The sequence below is a fragment of the Flavivirga sp. 57AJ16 genome, from assembly GCF_028736925.1.
Classification (GTDB): Bacteria; Bacteroidota; Bacteroidia; order Flavobacteriales; family Flavobacteriaceae; genus Flavivirga.
Genome location: NZ_JAQZAT010000001.1, coordinates 534,426 through 554,961, shown reverse-complemented (window position 1 = coordinate 554,961; position 20,536 = coordinate 534,426). Strand labels below are relative to the sequence as shown.

Sequence of the window (20,536 nt, the reverse complement as noted above, 5' to 3'; positions counted from 1 at the left end):
GAATAAAATAAACCTAATAATTCATTTCTATCGTACTTAAATTTAAATATAAAATAAAATGATTTTTAAGATTAAAAACCAATTAGTTATCCTAAAAAAAATTATCCTTAGATGGGTCGATAACATTTAAATCCTCGTTTTAAATTGCGTTTCGACCTTACTTTATGCTCAGGGTAGTCGAAGTACTCAACATGGCGAAATAGAATAAATTTTCTTAACCTAATAACATGGAGCCAAGACCTTTTGAAAACCTCACGACTGTGCTCGAGGAGACATTGTTAATAATCAGAAAATTGAATTTAAATGAGGCTATTAACTACCGACCTCTAAAATCAATACACTTTTTTTTGGTTTTACAGCACCCTGTTTACAGGGTGTTTTTTTCACTGGAAAAGATGTTTCTTTAATGTTTATGATGATGCATCTTTGTCCCATGAAATTGAAGCGGTTTAAGCCTTTAATAGAGTCGTTAAACCAAATATTAATCTTTTAAAAACTTAAAGTTATGGTTTGGGGAATCACATAAACCTTATTAGGTATTGTACACTGAACCATTTTTACTTCTTGAAAAAAAACAAATGCAAAAGAACTTTATATTAATTGTGCAACTCAACGATTATTTCATAAAAAAATGGCATAAAAGAGGAGTCATATTATAGAATAGAATCCTTATATCATTTATGTTTTTTAAGTTTGCGACCTAATAATATAAAGATTGCCCCACTCTAAAATATAACCACATGAAAAACAACCTATTCACTACTTCTTCAGTTCACTTTAAATGGACAACTGTGACAGCTATAGATGCTATTTTAAATAGGCTCTAATTGATTTAGGTGTCACTCCAATAACAATCTATGTGTCAAAGCTTGAGCAATTATGCGCGTTGCTATTACAAGAGATGATTACAGAATGTTGCAAATCAAATATTTACAAGTAAAAACCAACATGGCGATCCATCATTATTAGGTTAACCTAAAATCAATGTTATCATATGATAAAAAATACTTTCACTATATTTCTTCTACTTTTCTGTTATAATTTATTTGGACAGACATTTAATTCTATTTGGGATACCGAACAATCAAGTGTATCGAATCCAAATCAGGTTACCATTCCCACAAACCCCGCTTATACGTACAATTATACTGTAGATTGGGGAGATGGTTCAACAGACACCAATGTCCCTGGAGATATTACACATACATACGTGACTCCAGGAAAATATACGATAAGTATAAGTGGTAACTTTCCTTCTATTTACTTTAATAATAGTGGTGATAGAAATAAGATTATAGAGATATTGGCTTGGGGAAATATTCAATGGCAAACCATGGAGAATGCTTTTTATGGATGCGAAAACTTGAATTTTGATGCTATCGATAGCCCGGATCTTTCACAAGTAACAACCCTTAAAAATATGTTCAGGAATGCCAGTGTTTTTAATGGCATTATAAATAATTGGGATATAAGTACTATAACCGATATTTCAGGAATTTTTGCCAGTGCTATTACTTTTAATAGACCCTTAGATAATTGGGTAACAAGTAATGTTACTGATATGTCTGAAGCCTTCTATGGAGCAAGATTATATAATGAACCCTTAGATAATTGGAATACAGCTTTGGTTACTAATATGTCTAATATGTTTAACTCTGCAAGTGCTTTTAACCAAAACATAAGTAGTTGGGATGTTTCCAGAGTTGAAGACATGTCCGGCATGTTTAGTTATTGTCAATTATTTAATCAAAATATAGAAATTTGGAATGTTTCTTCGGTAACCGATATGTCTGCCATGTTTCTTAGAAACACCGCTTTTAACCAACCACTCAATAATTGGAATGTGAGCCGTGTTACTAATATGTCCAGGATGTTTGATGGCTATTATTTGTCTAGTACTTTCAATCAACCATTAGATAAATGGGATGTAAGTAAGGTAACAGATATGAGTTTTATGTTTAGATACACTAGAAACTTTAATCAACCGCTAAACAGCTGGGACGTGAGCCATGTTACAAATATGAGCGGCATGTTTGAAGACGCATATGCCTTTAATCAGGATATAAGTGTTTGGGATGTCAGTCAGGTTACAAATATGAGTTCCATGTTCGAGAGTACAAGTAGCTTTAATCAGGACATAAGTATCTGGGATGTCAGTCAGGTTACAAATATGGCGTCTATGTTTCAATCTGCCCAAACTTTCAATCAGGATATAAATGACTGGGACGTGAGTCAGGTTACAAATATGAGTTCCATGTTTCGATATGCTCCGGTTTTTAATCAACCTTTAGATAAGTGGATTGTAAGCAGTGTTACAAATATGGAGACAATGTTTGGGAGTACTAAGGTTTTTAACCAACCACTAGACAGTTGGGTGGTAGATAAGGTAACTGATATGGGAGGCATGTTTGAAGACGCAAATACCTTTAATCAACCCTTAAATAGTTGGAATACTAGTGCAGTAAGAGATATGTCTAGTATGTTTCGTTCTTCTAGTGTTACTACAGTTTTTAATCAACCCTTAAACAATTGGAATACTGGGGCCGTATCTAACATGTCTAATATGTTTTTTAATGCCAGCGCTTTTGATCAAAACCTAAGTAGTTGGGATATTAGTACAGTTAATAGTATGACTAATATGCTTTCTAATTCGGGATTATCACAAACTAATTATGACGACACTTTAATAGGTTGGGCTGCACAAGCCGTAAGTTCTAACATAGTATTAGGTGTAACAAACCTAAACTATTGTGATGGACGTCACGCACGGCAGGAGCTTATCGATAATTTTAACTGGACTATTAATGGAGATATTATAAACTGTCCTTTTGTGATCTGTACTTCCTTAGTGTATCCAAAAAATGGCGAGACTAATGCGCCATCAAATACCGATATAGTATGGGAGGCTGTACCCGGGGCAACTGGATACCGAATAAGTGTTAGAAGAGTAAATGGTGGAATTTCTCAAACTATTTATAACAATGAGGATGTCGGTAATGTAACGGGGATTGACTTTGCCACAGATTTAACTCCTGGAGATGAGGTTTTTGTTACGGTTGTACCTTATAATGCTGCTGGGCCTGCAACAGGTTGTGTGGAAGAGAGCTTTACAGTGATAGCAAGTTGGGAAAATAGTCCTACCGCTTTTAAACTTACTTACGATACTAGTAAAGTGTCATCGACGACTTCGGATGCAAATCAACTAAGAATAAGTGCTAAAGGAGGTTTAACATACAATTACTCTATAGATTGGGGAGATCATCAATTTGATAACAATGTCACTGGATCTATAACTCACACCTATCAAACACCAGGGATTTATACCATAAGTATTATTGGAACTTATCCCGCACACTATTCTTGGTACTCTACAGATAATATAAAACTGTTGACCATAGATCAATGGGGAACGCAACAATGGCAGTCTATGAACAGAGCATTTTTTGGTTGTGAAAACATGACTTATAATGCTACAGATATACCAGATCTATCTCAAGTAGAAGATATGTCTGAAATGTTCCGGGGCGCCCATCTTTTTAACGGTAATATTGATTCTTGGAACGTTAGTAACGTAACCAATATGTCTGAAATGTTTTATACTGCAAATGCTTTTAACCAACCTCTCAATAGTTGGAATGTAGCTAATGTAGAAAACATGCATTCCATGTTTGCTTCTGCACTTATATTCAATCAAAATATTAATACCTGGGATGTAAGTCGTGTAACGAATATGTCTGATATGTTTAACTATGCCGAAGCTTTTAATCAACCATTAAATACTTGGGATGTAAGTCGTGTAACGAATATGTCTAATATGTTTCTAGGTGCCAAAGTATTTAATCAACCGTTAAATACTTGGAATGTAAGCAGCGTTACAAATATGCCTAGGATGTTTCGAAATGCTCTAGCTTTTAACCAACCTATAAATAGTTGGGATGTAAGCAAGGTGACCGATATGAGTTTTATGTTTAATAATGCTGGCAGTTTTGATCAACCTCTTAATAGTTGGAACGTATTATCGGTTACTACAATGGCCTCTATGTTCGAAAGCGCTCAGGTATTTAATCAAAAAATAGATGATTGGAATGTCACCAATGTCACTAATATGTCCAGCATTTTTAAAAGTGCCACTGCTTATAATCAACCCTTAAATAATTGGGATGTTAACTCTGTAGTAAATATGTCCTCAATGTTTGAAAGTGCTCGGGCATTCGATCAACCCCTTGATGGATGGAATGTAAGTGCCGTATCAAATATGTCGGCTATGTTTAAGAAGGCTATCTTATTTAATCAACCCATTAATACTTGGGATGTATCATCTGTTACCTTGATGAATTCGATGTTTGAAGGTGCGGAACTATTTAATAATCCTATTGAAAATTGGGATGTAGCTTCAGTAACAACGATGGAGGCTATGTTTAAAGATGCCATAGTATTTAATCGTCCATTGGGAAATTGGGATACAGGAGAAGCTTTAACTATGGAAGAGATGTTTAGAGGAGCTTCCGCTTTTAATCAAAATATAGATAACTGGAACGTAGCCTATGTTACAACCATGGAAGCGATGTTTAAAAATGCCGTGGTCTATAATCAACCTATGAATTCCTGGAATGTAGCCTCTGTTGCCACTATGAAAGAAATGTTCAATGGGGCTTCTGCTTTTAATCAATTGATAGATAATTGGAATGTAAGAGGTGTTACTACCATGCAATATATGTTCAATAAAGCTACAGTTTTTAACCAAACCATTAATAATTGGAGAGTTTCAGGTGTATTAAATATGGACGCAATGTTTATGCATGCCTTGGCATTTAATCAACCTTTAGACCGTTGGAATATAGGTGCTGTGAGTATGCGCTCTATGTTCAATAACGCTACCAGTTTAGATCAGGAATTTAGTACCTGGGATGTTAGCCGTGTTTCCGACATGACTAATATGCTAGATAAAACAGCGCTTACAAGAGAAAATTATGACACCACTTTAATAGCTTGGTCAGAACAAGTACTAACTCCCGGAGTTACCTTAGGTGCTCAAGGATTATTGTATTGTGATGCCTTGGAAGAAAGACAATCCATGATAGATACCTATGGCTGGACCATTGTTGGTGATGTGTTGGATTGCCCTGTACCAGCATGTACTCAACTTATTGCACCGCTAAATGGGGCAACAGAAGTTCCAGTAAATACGAATTTAAGGTGGGAACCAACTCTTTATGCAAGAGGTTATAGACTTACTGTTCGTACAAACCCTGGAAACATTACAATCGTTAATAATGAAACTGTTACAGGGACTTCGTATGAATTTGCCACTAATTTTTCTGGCGGAGAAACCGTTTTTGTAACATTAATACCATTCAATGACGAAGGGGAGGCTACGGGCTGTATAGACGAAAGTTTTGAAATTACCAGTAGTGCTGTTCCAACCGTACCAGATTGTACTAATTTAACCACTCCAATTCACGCTGCAACTGGAATAACCGTGGATTCAGATTTAGAATGGTTAGCTATAGCAAATGCTGATGGTTATCGTATAACGGTAGGTACGAACTCTGGGAGCAATGACATTGTTGATAATGTTGATGTTGGTAATGTAACCACATTCAATATTCCTACCGACCTGCCAGAGGACACCACCATTTTTGTTACTATAATACCTTATAATGAAACAGGTACTGCTTCCTTATGTACTGAAGAAAGTTTTACAACAGAAATAATTCCAGTTGCGCCAATATGTACAAGCTTAACGAGCCCATTAAATGGAGCTACAGACGTTCCTGTTAATACCAGTCTTAGCTGGGGTTCTATACCCAATGCCACTGGTTACTTATTAACGGTAGGTACTACTGGAGGAGGTATAGAGGTTCTTAATAATGTTGATGTTGGTAATGTAACGACCTATACTCTGCCAGATGATTTAATACCCAACAGATTAATTTTTGTAACGATTATACCCTATAATGATATAGGCGATGCCATAAGTTGTGGTGAAGAAACCTTTAGAACCGGGAATTCTGTGATGACCATTCCTACTTGTACAACACTATCAAGCCCGTTGGACGGCGATACGGATGTTGCCGTAACGACCGGGCTTGGTTGGGATGCCGTGGCAAGCGCCACGGGATATAGAATAAGCGCCGGGACTTCGTTGGGCGCTACCGATATATTCAATGCCGAGGACGTGGGGAACGTACTGGTGTACCCTTTCCCTTCGGACCTACCGGAGAATACGAGGATCTACGTCACGATAACGCCTTACAACGCGGTCGGGCCCGCCACAGGCTGTAGCGAAGCATCGTTCGTTACGGGGACCATGGCGAACGCCCCTGCCTGTACGACACTATCAAGCCCGTCGGACGGCGATACGGATGTTGCCGTAACGACAGGCCTTAGCTGGGACGCCGTGGCAAGCGCCACAGGATATAGAATAAGCGCCGGGACATCGGCGGGCGCTACCGATATATTCAATGCCGAGGACGTGGGGAACGTACTGGCGTACCCTTTCCCTTCGGACCTACCGGAGAATACGGGGATCTACGTAACGATAACACCTTACAACGCGGTTGGGCCCGCCACAGGCTGTAGCGAAGCATCGTTCGTTACGGAAACGATAGCGACCGCCCCTGCCTGTACGACACTATCAAGTCCGTCGGACGGCGATACGGATGTTGCCGTAACGACAGGCCTTGGTTGGGACGCCGTGGCAAGCGCCACGGGATATAGAATAAGCGCCGGGACCTCGTTGGGCGCTACCGATATATTCAATGCCGAGGACGTGGGGAACGTACTGGCGTACCCTTTCCCCTCTGACCTACCGGAGAATACAAGGATCTACGTAACGATAACACCCTACAACGCAGTAGGGCCCGCCGCTGGCTGTAGCGAAGCATCGTTCGTTACGGAAACGATAACGGCCGCCCCTGTCTGTACGACACTATCAAGTCCGTCGGACGGCGATACGGATGTTGCCGTAACGACAGGCCTTGGTTGGGACGCCGTGGCAAGCGCCACGGGATATAGAATAAGCGCCGGGACCTCGACGGGCGCTACCGATATATTCAATGCCGAGGACGTGGGTAACGTACTGGTGTACCCTTTCCCTTCGGACCTGCCGGAGAATACAAGGATCTACGTCACGATAACCCCCTACAACGCAGTTGGTCCCGCCGCAGGCTGTAGCGAAGCATCGTTCGTTACGGGGACCATGGCGACCGCCCCTGTCTGTACGACGCTATCAAGTCCGTCGGACGGCGATACGGATGTTGCCGTAACGACAGGCCTTGGTTGGGATGCCGTGGCAAGCGCCACGGGATATAGAATAAGTGCCGGGACTTCGGCAGGCGCTACCGATATATTCAATGCCGAGGACGTGGGGAACGTACTGGCGTACCCTTTCCCCTCGGACCTACCGGAGAATACAAGGATCTACGTCACGATAACCCCTTACAACGCGGTCGGGCCTGCCACAGGCTGTAGCGAGGCATCGTTCGTTACGGAAACGATAGCGACCGTCCCTGTCTGTACGACACTATCAAGTCCGTCGGACGGCGATACGGATGTTGCCGTAACGACAGGCCTTGGTTGGGATGCCGTGGCAAATGCCACAGGATATAGAATAAGTGCCGGGACCTCGTTGGGCGCTACCGATATATTCAATGCCGAGGACGTGGGGAACGTACTGGCGTACCCTTTCCCCTCGGACCTACCGGAGAATACGAGCATCTATGTCACGATAATCCCTTACAACGCGGTCGGGCCCGCCACAGGCTGTAGCGAAGCATCGTTCGTTACGGAAACGATAGCGACCGCCCCTGTCTGTACAACATTATCAGGTCCGTCGGACGGCGATACGGATGTTGCCGTAACGACAGGCCTTGGTTGGGACGCCGTGGCAAGCGCCACGGGATATAGAATAAGCGCCGGGACTTCGTTGGGCGCTACCGATATATTCAATGCCGAGGACGTGGGGAACGTACTGGCGTACCCCTTCCCCTCTGACCTACCGGAGAATACAAGGATCTACGTCACGATAATCCCTTACAACGCAGTTGGGCCCGCCGCAGGCTGTAACGAGGCATCGTTCGTTACGGAAACGATAGCGACCGCCCCTGCCTGTACGACACTATCAAGTCCGTCGGACGGCGATACGGATGTTGCCGTAACGACAGGCCTTGGTTGGGACGCTGTGGCAAGCGCCACGGGATATAGAATAAACGCCGGGACTTCCACGGGCGCTACAGATATACTTAATGCCGAAGACGTAGGGAATGTTATAACATTTGATTTGCCAGACTTACCAGAGGGAACAACCATCTATGTCACTATAATCCCTTACAACGCTGTTGGAGAAGCTATGGATTGTTCAGAAGCATCGTTTACTACAGAACATTTAGTAGAATCAAAATATGGTTTTTCACCTAATGGCGACGGAATTAATGATTTTTGGGAGATAAAAGGTATAGAAAATAGTCCGCAGAATATGGTAAATATCTATAATAGATGGGGGGATTTAGTTTTTTCAATCCCAAATTACAATAATAGTAGTAACGTGTTTAGAGGAGAAGCGAATAACCTCAATAAATTTGGAGCAAGCACATTACCGAATGGCACCTATTTCTTTGATATTAAAATTTCGGGAAGTCATAACCTGAAAAAATTAAAGGGATTTTTAGTAATAAAGCGTTAATATAATGATTAGAAAAAACAACTATTCCGCTTATGCGGCTGTTATACTATTTTTTATTTTAAAAACCAGTATAAGTATTGGTCAACAAACACCATTGTTTTCCGAATATAATTACAACCCTTTTATTATAAATTCTGCTTATGCGGGCCTAACTCCAAACACAGAGCTATCCATAAGCAATTCTGGCTATTTTAATCAGTTTGAAGGAAGTCCAAGGACTTTTTCAATGAGTGGTCACGGTGCATTAAATAGAGGGAAAATGGGGATTGGCGCTGGTATTATAAGAGATGAAATAGGTGTCACGACTTCTACAAATGTTTTTGGAGCGTATTCTTATAAAATATTCTTTGATTTTGAAAGTAATCGCCCATATTGGCAACCATATGACGCAGGCGTACTTTCCTTTGGAATTACTGCTGGCTTACAGCAATATCAAGATAACCTATTAGATTTAGGAATTCCAAACGATCCTAGATTTGCTGAAAATATCAATGCTACGATCCCGACATTAGGTTTTAGTTTCTTGTTTAATCATGCCTCATTTTATCTAGGGTTTTCAACGCCAAATATTTTAGGGGAATCATTAGCTTCTGATGATAATTTAAATCTCGTAAACCCTTATTATGGGTATTTAGGATACCGCTTTTTTAATAATCGTTATCATGAAGTGATGATAAAACCAAATATACTATTAAAACATGAAGATGGTGCGCCTATGCAAGTCGATATAAATTTAGCGGTAAGTTTTAAAAACAAATTTGAAATTGGAACAGGATATAGAACGAGCTCTTCTCTAAATTTTTTAGCTGGAGTTTATTTATTTAAAAGTGCACGCTTTATATACAACTATAATACGGCAACTAACAACTCTCCATTGGGTAACACACATGGGTTTGTATTAAGTTATCAATTTGGAGATGGGTATAGTATTGATTAATTGGGGTTAAAAGGCTAGATTGAAATAAAAATGAAAAAGGTGAACGTTCGTCCACCTTTTTGCCCCAAATCTACCATGAACTTAACCTACTTATGTTATGGTGAGCCAAATATATGCTGATTGTAAAGATTGACGAAATATTTTAGTTAAACTGCCTATATATTGGCTTAAACGGTTTTGTAAAATTATTATAAAGCAAAAAGAGATGAAAGAATAATTTTTAAAACGGGCCTACAAAAAAAAATAAATTGCATAAAAAAAGGCGAACAGATGTTCACCTTTTTTTGCCCCAAATCTACCATGAACTTAACCTACTTATGTTATGGTGAGACCAAGTTATGTGTATTTTAGATATATTGATTATTTTTTAGATAAACGGCATATTTTTCGGGTTAATTGCGATTTTGTACAGATAAAGTGAAAAAAATTAGCAATTTAACAATTAATAAGCACGCTCATTATTTCCTTCATAAAAGTTGATAAATGCTCTATTTACAACTCTATTGCCTCCTACAGTAGGATAATCTCCCGTAAAGTACCAATCACCTAAATGATTAGGACATGCTTTATGTAAATTCTCAACAGGTTGAAAGATAATTTTAACTTCTGCCTTAATACTTTCATCGCTTAATAGCTCGGAAATTTTATCTGATATTTCTTCATCAGTAAAAGGATTATAAATCTCTTTTACAAAATTCTGTACATGCTTATCATCTAAATCCGTTTGACTGATACATTTGTTGTATACCTCTTCTACAATATGATATTTGTTGGCATCCTTTAACAACTCCAAAGTAGCCCTAAAGGCAATCAAACTTTCGAGATTGGCCATGTCTATGCCATAACAATCAGGATATCTAATTTGAGGAGCAGAGGACACCACAATAATTTTTTTAGGGTCAAGACGGTCGAGCATTTTTATAATACTCATTTTTAATGTAGTACCCCTTACGATACTATCGTCGATAATTACCAAATTGTCTTCTGGCTTTATAACACCATAAGTAATATCGTAAACGTGGGCTACTAAATCGTCACGACTACTGTCTTCGGTAATAAAGGTTCTGAGTTTAACATCTTTTATGGCAATTTTTTCAATTCGTGCACGCTCTGATAGGATTTCGGTTACTTTCTTTGCCGATAAAGAACGTTGTCCGTTTAAAATAGCCTGGGTCTTCTTTTTGTTTATGTAAGCTTCAGCAGTTTCGATCATTCCAAAAAATGATGTTTCTGCTGTGTTGGGTATATAAGAGAAGACGGTATTCTTAGTATCATTATCAATAGCTTCAAGAACTTTTGGCATCAATAGTTTACCAAGCATTTTGCGTTCTTGGTAAATTTCTGCGTCACTTCCTCTGGAAAAATAAATACGTTCAAAAGAACAGGATTTTCTCTCTAAAGGCTCTAGTATTTGTTTAAAGCGTACTTCTCCAGACTTTTTAATAATGATGGCCTGTCCAGGATCTAATTCTTTAACGTCTTCAAAGTTAACATCAAATACGGTTTGAATAACTGGGCGTTCTGATGCAACAACAACTATTTCATCATCTTGATAATAGTATGCTGGACGAATACCTGCTGGGTCTCTTAAAACAAAAGAGTCTCCATGACCAATAAGCCCTGCCATTGCATAACCGCCATCCCAATTTTTTGCTGCACGTCTTAATATTTTAGCTACCTTAAGTCGCTCGGCAATAAGTGGAGAAGCCTCTCTTTTGTTATAGCCTTCCTTTTTTAAATTTTTGTAGATCTTACTTACGGCATCGTCTAAAAAATGACCGATTTTCTCCATAATAGTTATGGTGTCGGTATATTCCTTTGGATGCTGGCCTAACTCGATAAGATTAGAAAAAAGTTCTTTAACATTGGTCATGTTAAAGTTACCTGCCATGATTAAGTTTCTGTGCATCCAGTTGTTTTGTCTTAAAAACGGATGCACACTTTCTACACTGTTTTTACCAAAAGTACCATAGCGAACATGCCCTAATAAAAGTTCTCCTATATAAGGAATATGTTGTTTCTGTAAGGCAACATTATTAGCGTACTCTGGATGTGCCGTTAATTCGTTATTTATTCTTTCATTTATCTGACCAAAAATATCTTGGATAGGCTGTTGTGCTATAGAGCGCACTCTACTTATATAGCGCTCACCTGGTTTGGTATCTAATTTAATACTTGCAAAACCGGCACCATCTTGACCGCGGTTATGCTGTTTCTCCATCATAAGATACATTTTGTTTACACCGTAAAATGCACTCCCATATTTTTCTTTATAATATTCCAGTGGTTTTAAAAGTCTTATAACAGCTATTCCACATTCATGTTTTAAGGCATCACTCATATATAAATTTTTTTCGTTTTCCTGCCCGTCCAACAAGCGGGCACGGAATGACAAATTATTAATTCCAAAATAATACTACTTTGGAGTTTTGTTTTTAATTAAAAACGCGCTCTAAATTTAGAGCGCGTTTGTATTATGTTAATTCTATTTCAAATTGTGTTAATTGCTTAAACTGTAACAGCCGCTTATGGACTTCTTCTTTTGATAAATCTTCCATGCGCTCGGTGCCAAATTTCTCTACACAAAACGAGGCTAAAGTAGAACCATATATAATAGCGTTTTTCATGTTTTCAAAAGAGGTGTCCCCTGTTTTCGCAATATATCCAGCAAAACCTCCGGCAAAGGTGTCTCCTGCTCCTGTTGGATCGAAAACTTCTTCTAAAGGTAAAGCAGGGGCATAAAATACATTGTCATCATGAAACAATAAAGCGCCATGTTCTCCTTTTTTAATAACCACATATTTAGGTCCCATATCATGAATTTTCCTTGCGGCAACAACCAAGGAATACTCTCCTGTTAATTGTCTGGCTTCTTCATCATTTATAGTAATAACATCTACATTTTTAATAACGTTGTGCAAATCTTCCAAAGCGCAATCCATCCAAAAATTCATAGTGTCTAAAATCACTAATTTAGGAGTTGTTGTCATTTGGTCTAAAACGCTTTGTTGTACTAAAGGATGTAGATTTCCCAGCATAACAATTTCTGCATCGCGATAATTTTCTGGAACGACAGGATTAAAATCGGCAAGCGTATTTAATTCCGTCACTAAGGTATCACGAGAATTCATGTCGTTATGATACCGTCCACTCCAAAAAAATGTTTTCCCATCTTTAACTATTTCAATACCCGAAATATCTATGTTTTTATTTGATAATAAGTCTAAATATTCTTGGGGGAAATCATCACCTGCAATAGATACTATTGCAGAATTTATATTGAACTGTGAAGCCGATAAACCAATATAAGTTGCGGCACCGCCCAGAATTTTATCGGTTTTACCGAAAGGCGTTTCAATAGCATCAAATGCTACTGTGCCAACTATTAGTAATTTACTCATAAAAGAGACCTGATAATTTTCTGCAAAGATAAGTCTTTTAAGTGCTAATTCAAGAATATTTTTTTTGAATGCAAATACGCTTATTCGTAGTGAAGATATAGATTAAAAAAACAGCTTATTTCCTTCCAAAATCTGCAGGGATTTCTCCCCAAGCTTTGGTTTCCCATTTTACAATAACGGTTATATAGGTGTTGTTTTTTAACCACTCAATAGCTCTGTCAATTAAATCAAAAAGAGTTTTGTTTTTATTATTGCGCTTTAATTTGGTATTACAGTTTTTCTTTTTCACCCAGCTCATGGCTGTTTTGGAATCTGTATATAAAATACGATCACTATTGTTTTTTTTAAGTAAAGCCAATCCGTGTACAATAGCTAGAAACTCACCTATATTATTCGTTCCTTCTTCAAAAGGGCCTTGAATAAAGAGCTGTTTTTTAGTTTTAGTGTCGACACCACGATACTCCATTTTTCCTGGATTTCCACTTGAAGCAGCATCAACCGAAATAGAGTTGTAATTGGGCAGTCCTATTTTTTTTAATTGCTCTTTGGAAAGCTCGCTTTTAAACTTTGAGGATTTTCCAATATAATCTTTATAGTTTCCCTTCAAAGCCTTTTTTGCTGCTTCAAATGTTGAAAACGATTTATATTGAGCGCCCTGAAAATCTTTTATTTGCGCTTTGCAATCATTCCAAGATTCAAAAACACCGGTACGATGCCCTTTCCAAACAGTATAATATTTCTTCTTCTTCTTTGACATTTTTTTGTCATTCCCGCGAAGGCGGGAATTTTTTTAATATTAACTTCTATCTATAATTAAGACGCTTCGACTATGCTCCTTTTAGATTCGTTTTTCTACGAATTTAACCTTTTAACAATCCTTCAACCACCTTAGGGAAATGTGCCATTTCCAATTCATGGATTTTTGCAGCAACATCTTCGGGGGTGTCAGAAGTATTAACATCGCATTTTGCTTGAAAAATAATCGCGCCTTCATCGTAATGTTCGTTTACATAATGAATAGTAATACCGGTTTCAAGCTCCTTATTAGCGACAATGGCTTCATGTACATGCATTCCATACATACCTTTACCACCGTATTTCGGTAATAAAGCAGGGTGAATATTAATAACTTTATTAGGAAATGCTCTCAAAATAGGTTCTGGGAATTTCCATAAAAATCCAGCGAGCACGATTAAATCCGGTTGAGACGCCTTTAAGATGTTTAATACATCGTCTGTTTTTGTAAATGCTATTCTATTAAAAGAGAGCGCACTTACTTTTAGGGTTTTAGCACGGTCTAAAACTTTAGCGAAAGGATTGTTAGTAAGAATTTGAATAACAGACGCACGATTGCTATTGCGAAAAAAGGTAATTAAATTTTCAGCATTAGTACCGCTTCCGGATGCAAAAATCACAATACGTTTCATGTGTTGATTTATATTTTTAAATTAATGTTTAGATACCATCTAGTAAATAAAATTCAAAGCATGTTCCGTAAAATCTTCCAAGTTCATTTCGTTTTACAGCGCATCATGTTGAAATTACTCGAGCAAAAAAAAGAATAATTATTAACAATTTGAAGGTAAAACATAAATACTTAGAAGTAATTTAGTAAATTACAAACACATTTTTATATTTAAAGATATGTTTTAAAAATAAAGTTTTTTATTTTTGCCAACTAATTAAAATTTAAAATTAAAATATTATGTCAGACATTGCATCAAGAGTAAAAGCGATTATCGTGGACAAATTGGGAGTTGATGAGAACGAAGTTGTAACAGAAGCAAGCTTCACAAACGATTTAGGAGCGGACTCATTAGATACTGTTGAATTAATAATGGAATTCGAAAAAGAATTTGATATCCAAATACCGGACGATCAAGCAGAAAACATTGCCACAGTTGGTCAAGCTATTTCTTATATAGAAGAAGCAAAATAAGCATTACACTTTATGGAGCTAAAGCGAGTTGTAGTCACAGGATTAGGGGCTTTAACACCTATAGGTAATACCAAAGATGAATTTTGGAAAGGACTTATTAGTGGTAAAAGTGGTGCTGCGCCTATAACATATTATGATACCGAGAAATTTAAAACCCAATTTGCTTGCGAATTAAAAGGTTTTAATGCAACTGATTTTCTTGATAGAAAAGAGGCTCGTAAGATGGATAAATTTGCACAGTATGCTATGGTAGCCTCAGATGAAGCTATTGCAGACGCTAAATTAAATCTAGACGAGGTAAATAAGTTGCGCGTAGGTGTTATATGGGGAACAGGGATTGGAGGTTTAGAAACTTTTCAGCAAGAAGTTTTAAACTTTGCCGATGGTGATGGAACTCCAAGGTTTAATCCGTTCTTTATTCCGAAAATGATCGCAGATATTGCACCAGCCAATATTTCCATTAAACATGGATTTATGGGACCAAATTACACAACGGTTTCTGCATGTGCTTCTTCTGCAAATGCTATGTTCGATGCTTTAAACTATATACGTTTAGGGTATTGTGATGTGGTTGTTACAGGAGGAAGTGAAGCAGCAGTTACTATTGCTGGAATGGGCGGTTTTAATGCCATGCACGCATTATCTACTAGAAACGAAAGTCCAGAAACAGCTTCAAGACCATTTGATGGAACCAGAGACGGTTTTGTTTTAGGAGAAGGAGCAGGTGCTTTAGTTTTAGAAGAGTACGAGCATGCAAAAGCAAGAGGAGCAAAAATATATGCTGAAGTTGCCGGAGGAGGATTATCTTCCGATGCACATCACATGACGGCTCCACACCCAGAAGGTATTGGTGTTGTTGAGGTCATGAAAAATTGTTTGGAAAATGCCAATCTTAAACCAGAAGATGTAGACCATATAAATACACATGGTACTTCTACCCCTTTAGGGGATGTGGCAGAACTCAAGGCCATTTCTAAGGTTTTTGGAAATCATGCTAAGAGTATAAATATCAATTCAACAAAATCAATGACTGGGCACTTATTAGGCGCTGCTGGGGCTATTGAAGCTATTTCGGTTATATTGGCAATGGAACACGGTATGGTACCTCCAACAATTAATCATACGACAGTAGATGAAAATATTGATCCTGAACTAAATTTAACCCTGAACAAGGCTCAAAAGCGCGATGTTAAAGTAGCAATGAGTAATACATTTGGATTTGGCGGACACAATGCATGTATTGTGTTCAAGAAAATAAATTAAATTCCGAATGAAATAAACCATATGATAAATTAAATTTTACAGTAGAATGAGACATGGTTTATTGCATCTGACATTAAAATAAAACTATTAATTATCAGATGAAAAACATTCGTAACATATTAAATTCCCGTTTTAAACGCAACGGGAATTTTTTTATGCAATTAACTAAAATCCTTGGGTTTAAACCTAAACATATAAAATTTTACAAAACGGCATTCACACACCGTTCAATGAATTTAAGAGATAGTAAAGGAAATGCTATTAATTATGAACGTTTGGAATTTTTGGGAGATGCGACCTTAAGTGCCGTAATCGCATCACATTTATATTTAGAAGTACCAAGCGGTGATGAGGGTTATTTAACTAAAATGCGCTCTAAAATTGTAAGTAGAGAGCATTTAAATGAACTGGGGAGAGACTTAAACTTAATAGACTTAGTAGAGAGCAAAATCCCTCCAGGACAGTTTGGAGACAATATTCACGGTAATATTTTTGAAGCTTTAATAGGAGCTATTTTTCTTGATAAAGGCTATAGGTCTTGTGAAAAGTTTATATATAAACGTGTTATTATTCCTTATGTAGATATTGAAACTTTAGAAGGTAAGGTTATTAGTTACAAAAGCTTGCTTATTGAATGGTGCCAAAAAGAAAAGAAAACATTTCGTTATAATGTGTATGAAGATACAGGTAATGATGAGGTTCGGCATTTTTCGGTAAAATTATCTATAGATGAAAAAATTGTTGCAAAAGCACGGGCAACATCAAAGAAAAAAGCAGAAGAAAAAGCTTCAAAACGTGCCTTTTTTGCATTTCAAAGCAAGATGTCTAAAATGATTTAAAGGATATTTTAGATAAAAGAACTAACTATAACGTTTTCGTTTACTTTGTTATTAAGATATAAGTTAAACGTATTCCAATTGAATGTTTTAAATGCTATATTTACCCCAATTAATATAAGTTATGGCTGTACACAAACTTATTTTAGATGATGTTTTTGAAGAGGATTTTTGTACGTTAATAGCAATTCATTATACACTTGAAGATTATCGTTTAGCATATCTCTTAAATAAATATTTAGGAATAAGCCTTACTAGAAACCCATTGGATTTGGATTATCAAAATGGAAAAATAACCTATTCACTTTTTGAATGGGAAGATAGTAAACAGCAAACGGTATGGAGCTTAGTTTCTAATGTTTGTAAAACAGAAGATCATAGGCAAAGTAGAAACGAATCATTATTTGACTCTCAAGAAAAAATCACGAGAACAGCATATTTGATACCAGAATATAAAATGGTTAATTATTTTTTGAAAATAGATAATGAAATCTTTTTTAATAAAGAAAAACTTATTCTGAATAATATATTAAAGGTACCACAAATTGTTACAGCTTACAGTATTGATGTCAATCAATTAAAATCTAAGGATAATTTAATTTTTAGCTAATGTCAACAACAAAAAAAACCAAAATAGTAGCAACGTTAGGACCTGCTACAAGTACGAAAGAAGTTTTAAAAGGAATGCTTGAAGAAGGCGCTAATGTATTTAGAATAAACTTTTCTCATGCCGATTACAATGATGTTACCGATCGCATTAAAATGATACGGGAATTAAACGAAGAGTATGGTTTTACGGCTGCTATTTTAGCAGATTTACAAGGCCCTAAACTTCGTGTTGGTGTTATGAAAGAAGAAGTTGTTGTGCTCCCTAATGACGAAATCATATTTGCTACTGGCGAGCGTTTTGAAGGGACAAAAGAGCGTGTTTATATGACCTATGATAGGTTTCCGCAAGATGCAAAGCCAGGAGAGCGCATTCTTTTAGATGATGGAAAATTAATTTTTGAAGTGGTTTCAACCAACAACAAAAATGAGGTCGTTGCCCGTGTTATTCAGGGAGGCCCACTTAAATCCAAAAAAGGGGTAAACCTTCCTAATACAAATATTTCGCAACCAGCTTTAACCGAAAAAGATATTGAAGATGCTATTTTTGCTATTAGTCAAAATGTAGATTGGATTGCTTTATCATTTGTGCGTCATGCAGAAGATTTAATGGAACTGCGCGATTTAATAAATAAACATAGTGCCCACAAAATACCAATTATAGCTAAAATTGAAAAGCCGGAGGCCGTAGAAAATATTGATAAAATTGTAACGCATTGCGATGGTATTATGGTAGCTCGTGGTGATTTGGGTGTTGAGGTGCCTGCTGAGGAAGTGCCGCTTATTCAAAAGGAATTAGTATTACGTGCTAAAAAAGCGAGAATTCCAGTGATTATAGCTACCCAAATGATGGAGACCATGATTTCTAGTTTAACACCAACAAGAGCAGAGGTAAACGATGTTGCAAATTCGGTTATGGATGGGGCCGATGCCGTGATGTTATCTGGCGAAACATCCGTTGGTAGTTACCCCGTAGAAGTTATTAAGCAAATGTCCGATATACTTAAAAGTGTAGAAAACTCAAGCTTAATTAAAGTCCCTCAATTACCACCTCATATCCGTACCAACCGTTATATAACAAAAGCTATTTGTTATCATGCGGCTAATATGGCAAATGAGATTAGTGCAAAAGCTATATCAACATTAACAAATAGTGGGTATACGGCATTTCAAATATCTGCATGGAGGCCATCATGCCATATTTTGGTTTTTACTTCTAACAGGCGCATATTAACACGCCTCAGCTTGCTTTGGGGAGTTCGTGCTTTTTATTATGATAAATTTGTAAGTACCGATGAAACTATTGAGGATGTAAATGCTATTGCCTGCAAAATGGGATACCTGGAAGCAGGGGATATGCTTATTAGTTTAGCGGCCATGCCTATCAAAGATAGAGGGATGGTAAATACATTGCGTGTTACCGAAATAGATACCTGTGATTTTTAATAAATTCAGCGTTTAAAATATTTAAGCGTTATTCTTTTGAAGAATAACGCTTTTTTATTGTACTTTTTCTAGTATCTCAAAAAAAAGGAATTTATCTGAAGATAAGTTAAAAAGACTATAGATGTTAACACAGATATAACTAAATCATTATAAAAGGTCATACGAAGATATTTTTTAAACTAGAAACAATATCATCTTATCGATTGTTTTTCAGTTATTTAGACCTGTCAGGTTTTTAAAACCTGACAGGTCTGGGCTGTAAATAAAAATGACTTAAAATTCAAACTTCAATTGCACACTCACACTTTTTTGCTCCCGTTTTTTATTGGTTTCGGTATTTAAATTAGATATTGAGATACCCAACAAACGTACCGAGTTATTCAGTTTTTCCTGATATAACAAATCCTTAGCAGTTTCTAGAATGATGCTCTTGTTATTTATATAATATGGCAAGGTTTTACTTCTCGTTTGCAATGTAAAATCGCTGTATTTTATTTTCAACGTGACTGTTTTTCCAGCGACGTCACTTTTGTTTAAACGCCGTGAAACCTCATCGGCAATATGCTCCAATTTTTCAAGCATAAAAACTTCACTCGATAAGTTTTTGCTAAATGTACGTTCGGCAGCTAGCGATTTTCGTATTCTGTTAGGCTTCACCTCACTATTATGAATCCCTCTAACCACATCGTAATAATAGCGTCCGGATTTCCCAAAGTTTTTATCAAGATACTCAAGCGATTTTCCTTTTAAATCCATCCCTGTAAAGATGCCCTTTTGATACATTTTTTCTGCAGTTACCTTACCCACACCATAAAATTTCCTGATGTCTAACTGTTCTAAAAATACAATGACCTCTTCGGGGTTTACGGTTTTTTGTCCGTTAGGTTTATTGTAATCGCTTGCTACTTTAGCAATAAATTTATTAATAGAAATACCCGCAGAAGCGGTTAAACCGATTTCTTTAAAAATGCGTTCACGAATTTCCTCTGCAATTAAAGAAGCACTTGGATTGCCCTTTTTGTTTTCGGTAACATCTAGATAAGCTTCATCTAGAGATAGTGGTTCAACCAAATCGGTATAGTCGTAAAAGATGCTCTTAACTTTTTTCGAAATTTCACTATACCTATCAAAACGCGGTCTTACAAAAATTAAATCCGGGCATAATTTAGAAGCTAAATTACCGGCCATCGCACTTTTTACACCAAATTTTCTAGCCTCATAACTGGCAGCACTAATAACACCTCGTGTGCCACCACCGCCAACAGCAAGAGGTTTCCCCTTAAGGTCAGGGTTATCCATTTGCTCAACAGATGCGTAAAAGGCATCCATATCCACATGAATAATTTTTCGTATTGGTAAATTGGCAGACATACTGTAAATTTACAAATTCCTGCGGAGGCAGGAATCTCTTTTTTATTTGAAATG

12 protein-coding genes are annotated in these 20,536 nt (G+C 37.2%); 7 read left to right on the top strand and 5 right to left on the bottom strand.

Going from position 1 to position 20,536, the window contains the following annotated elements:
* Positions 1-994 precede the first annotated feature (994 nt).
* Both PQO00_RS02210 and PQO00_RS02205 read left to right on the top strand, forming a co-directional pair.
* A complete protein-coding gene (locus PQO00_RS02210; protein WP_274183183.1) occupies positions 995-8,683 on the top strand; it encodes a BspA family leucine-rich repeat surface protein in 7,689 nt (2,562 codons plus the stop codon).
* 4 nt (positions 8,684-8,687) lie between these two features.
* Entirely contained in the window at positions 8,688-9,620 is a 933-nt protein-coding gene (locus PQO00_RS02205) for a PorP/SprF family type IX secretion system membrane protein (protein WP_274183182.1), read from the top strand.
* Between the two features lie 442 nt (positions 9,621-10,062).
* Here the strand turns inward: PQO00_RS02205 and PQO00_RS02200 are convergent, their stop codons facing one another.
* From PQO00_RS02200 to PQO00_RS02185, 4 genes are all read right to left on the bottom strand, one after another.
* Positions 10,063-11,961 (bottom strand): amidophosphoribosyltransferase, encoded by a 1,899-nt coding sequence (locus tag PQO00_RS02200; protein ID WP_274183211.1) that lies wholly within the window; start codon positions 11,959-11,961, stop codon positions 10,063-10,065.
* A 133-nt stretch (positions 11,962-12,094) separates the two neighbouring features.
* Positions 12,095-13,021: a PfkB family carbohydrate kinase gene (locus PQO00_RS02195; RefSeq protein ID WP_274183181.1), complete on the bottom strand. Its 927-nt coding sequence runs from the start codon at positions 13,019-13,021 to the stop codon at positions 12,095-12,097.
* A 115-nt stretch (positions 13,022-13,136) separates the two neighbouring features.
* Positions 13,137-13,778, bottom strand: a complete 642-nt coding sequence (locus PQO00_RS02190; RefSeq protein WP_274183180.1) for a ribonuclease H family protein — start codon at positions 13,776-13,778, stop codon at positions 13,137-13,139.
* Positions 13,779-13,881: 103 nt separating this feature from the next.
* Positions 13,882-14,448 (bottom strand): phosphoribosylglycinamide formyltransferase, encoded by a 567-nt coding sequence (locus tag PQO00_RS02185; RefSeq protein WP_274183179.1) that lies wholly within the window; start codon positions 14,446-14,448, stop codon positions 13,882-13,884.
* 278 nt (positions 14,449-14,726) lie between these two features.
* On the opposite strand from PQO00_RS02185, the gene PQO00_RS02180 reads away from it, so the two are divergent.
* The 5 genes from PQO00_RS02180 (at position 14,727) to pyk (ending at position 19,111) form a co-directional block, all read left to right on the top strand.
* Positions 14,727-14,960: an acyl carrier protein gene (locus PQO00_RS02180; protein ID WP_008269813.1), complete on the top strand. Its 234-nt coding sequence runs from the start codon at positions 14,727-14,729 to the stop codon at positions 14,958-14,960.
* A 12-nt stretch (positions 14,961-14,972) separates the two neighbouring features.
* Positions 14,973-16,223: a beta-ketoacyl-ACP synthase II gene (fabF, locus tag PQO00_RS02175; RefSeq protein ID WP_274183178.1), complete on the top strand. Its 1,251-nt coding sequence runs from the start codon at positions 14,973-14,975 to the stop codon at positions 16,221-16,223.
* Positions 16,224-16,321: 98 nt separating this feature from the next.
* Positions 16,322-17,062, top strand: coding sequence for a ribonuclease III (rnc, locus tag PQO00_RS02170; RefSeq protein WP_274183177.1), 741 nt, complete (start codon positions 16,322-16,324; stop codon positions 17,060-17,062).
* 121 nt (positions 17,063-17,183) lie between these two features.
* Positions 17,184-17,669 carry an IPExxxVDY family protein gene (locus PQO00_RS02165; protein WP_274183176.1) on the top strand — a complete coding sequence of 162 codons (486 nt, stop codon included), beginning with the start codon at positions 17,184-17,186 and terminating at the stop codon, positions 17,667-17,669.
* Entirely contained in the window at positions 17,669-19,111 is a 1,443-nt protein-coding gene (gene pyk, locus PQO00_RS02160; protein ID WP_274183175.1) for a pyruvate kinase, read from the top strand. The genes PQO00_RS02165 and pyk overlap by 1 nt, the downstream gene beginning before the upstream one ends.
* Before the next feature lie 273 nt (positions 19,112-19,384).
* On the opposite strand, the gene dinB is transcribed toward pyk, so the two are convergent.
* The gene (dinB, locus tag PQO00_RS02155) at positions 19,385-20,482 is read right to left on the bottom strand and encodes a DNA polymerase IV (protein ID WP_274183174.1); all 1,098 of its coding nucleotides are present in this window, start codon (positions 20,480-20,482) and stop codon (positions 19,385-19,387) included.
* Positions 20,483-20,536 lie beyond the last annotated feature (54 nt).

Bases quoted from the DNA above. Each gene is read 5' to 3' on its own strand.
- PQO00_RS02200 (WP_274183211.1), bottom strand. From the start codon at position 11,961: ATGAGTGATGCCTTAAAACATGAATGTGGAATAGCTGTTATAAGACTT.
- fabF (WP_274183178.1), top strand. From the start codon at position 14,973: ATGGAGCTAAAGCGAGTTGTAGTCACAGGATTAGGGGCTTTAACACCT.
- PQO00_RS02185 (WP_274183179.1), bottom strand. From the start codon at position 14,448: ATGAAACGTATTGTGATTTTTGCATCCGGAAGCGGTACTAATGCTGAA.
- PQO00_RS02210 (WP_274183183.1), top strand. From the start codon at position 995: ATGATAAAAAATACTTTCACTATATTTCTTCTACTTTTCTGTTATAAT.
- PQO00_RS02165 (WP_274183176.1), top strand. From the start codon at position 17,184: ATGGCTGTACACAAACTTATTTTAGATGATGTTTTTGAAGAGGATTTT.
- PQO00_RS02205 (WP_274183182.1), top strand. From the start codon at position 8,688: ATGATTAGAAAAAACAACTATTCCGCTTATGCGGCTGTTATACTATTT.
- rnc (WP_274183177.1), top strand. From the start codon at position 16,322: ATGAAAAACATTCGTAACATATTAAATTCCCGTTTTAAACGCAACGGG.
- dinB (WP_274183174.1), bottom strand. From the start codon at position 20,482: ATGTCTGCCAATTTACCAATACGAAAAATTATTCATGTGGATATGGAT.
- PQO00_RS02195 (WP_274183181.1), bottom strand. From the start codon at position 13,021: ATGAGTAAATTACTAATAGTTGGCACAGTAGCATTTGATGCTATTGAA.
- PQO00_RS02190 (WP_274183180.1), bottom strand. From the start codon at position 13,778: ATGTCAAAGAAGAAGAAGAAATATTATACTGTTTGGAAAGGGCATCGT.
- pyk (WP_274183175.1), top strand. From the start codon at position 17,669: ATGTCAACAACAAAAAAAACCAAAATAGTAGCAACGTTAGGACCTGCT.
- PQO00_RS02180 (WP_008269813.1), top strand. From the start codon at position 14,727: ATGTCAGACATTGCATCAAGAGTAAAAGCGATTATCGTGGACAAATTG.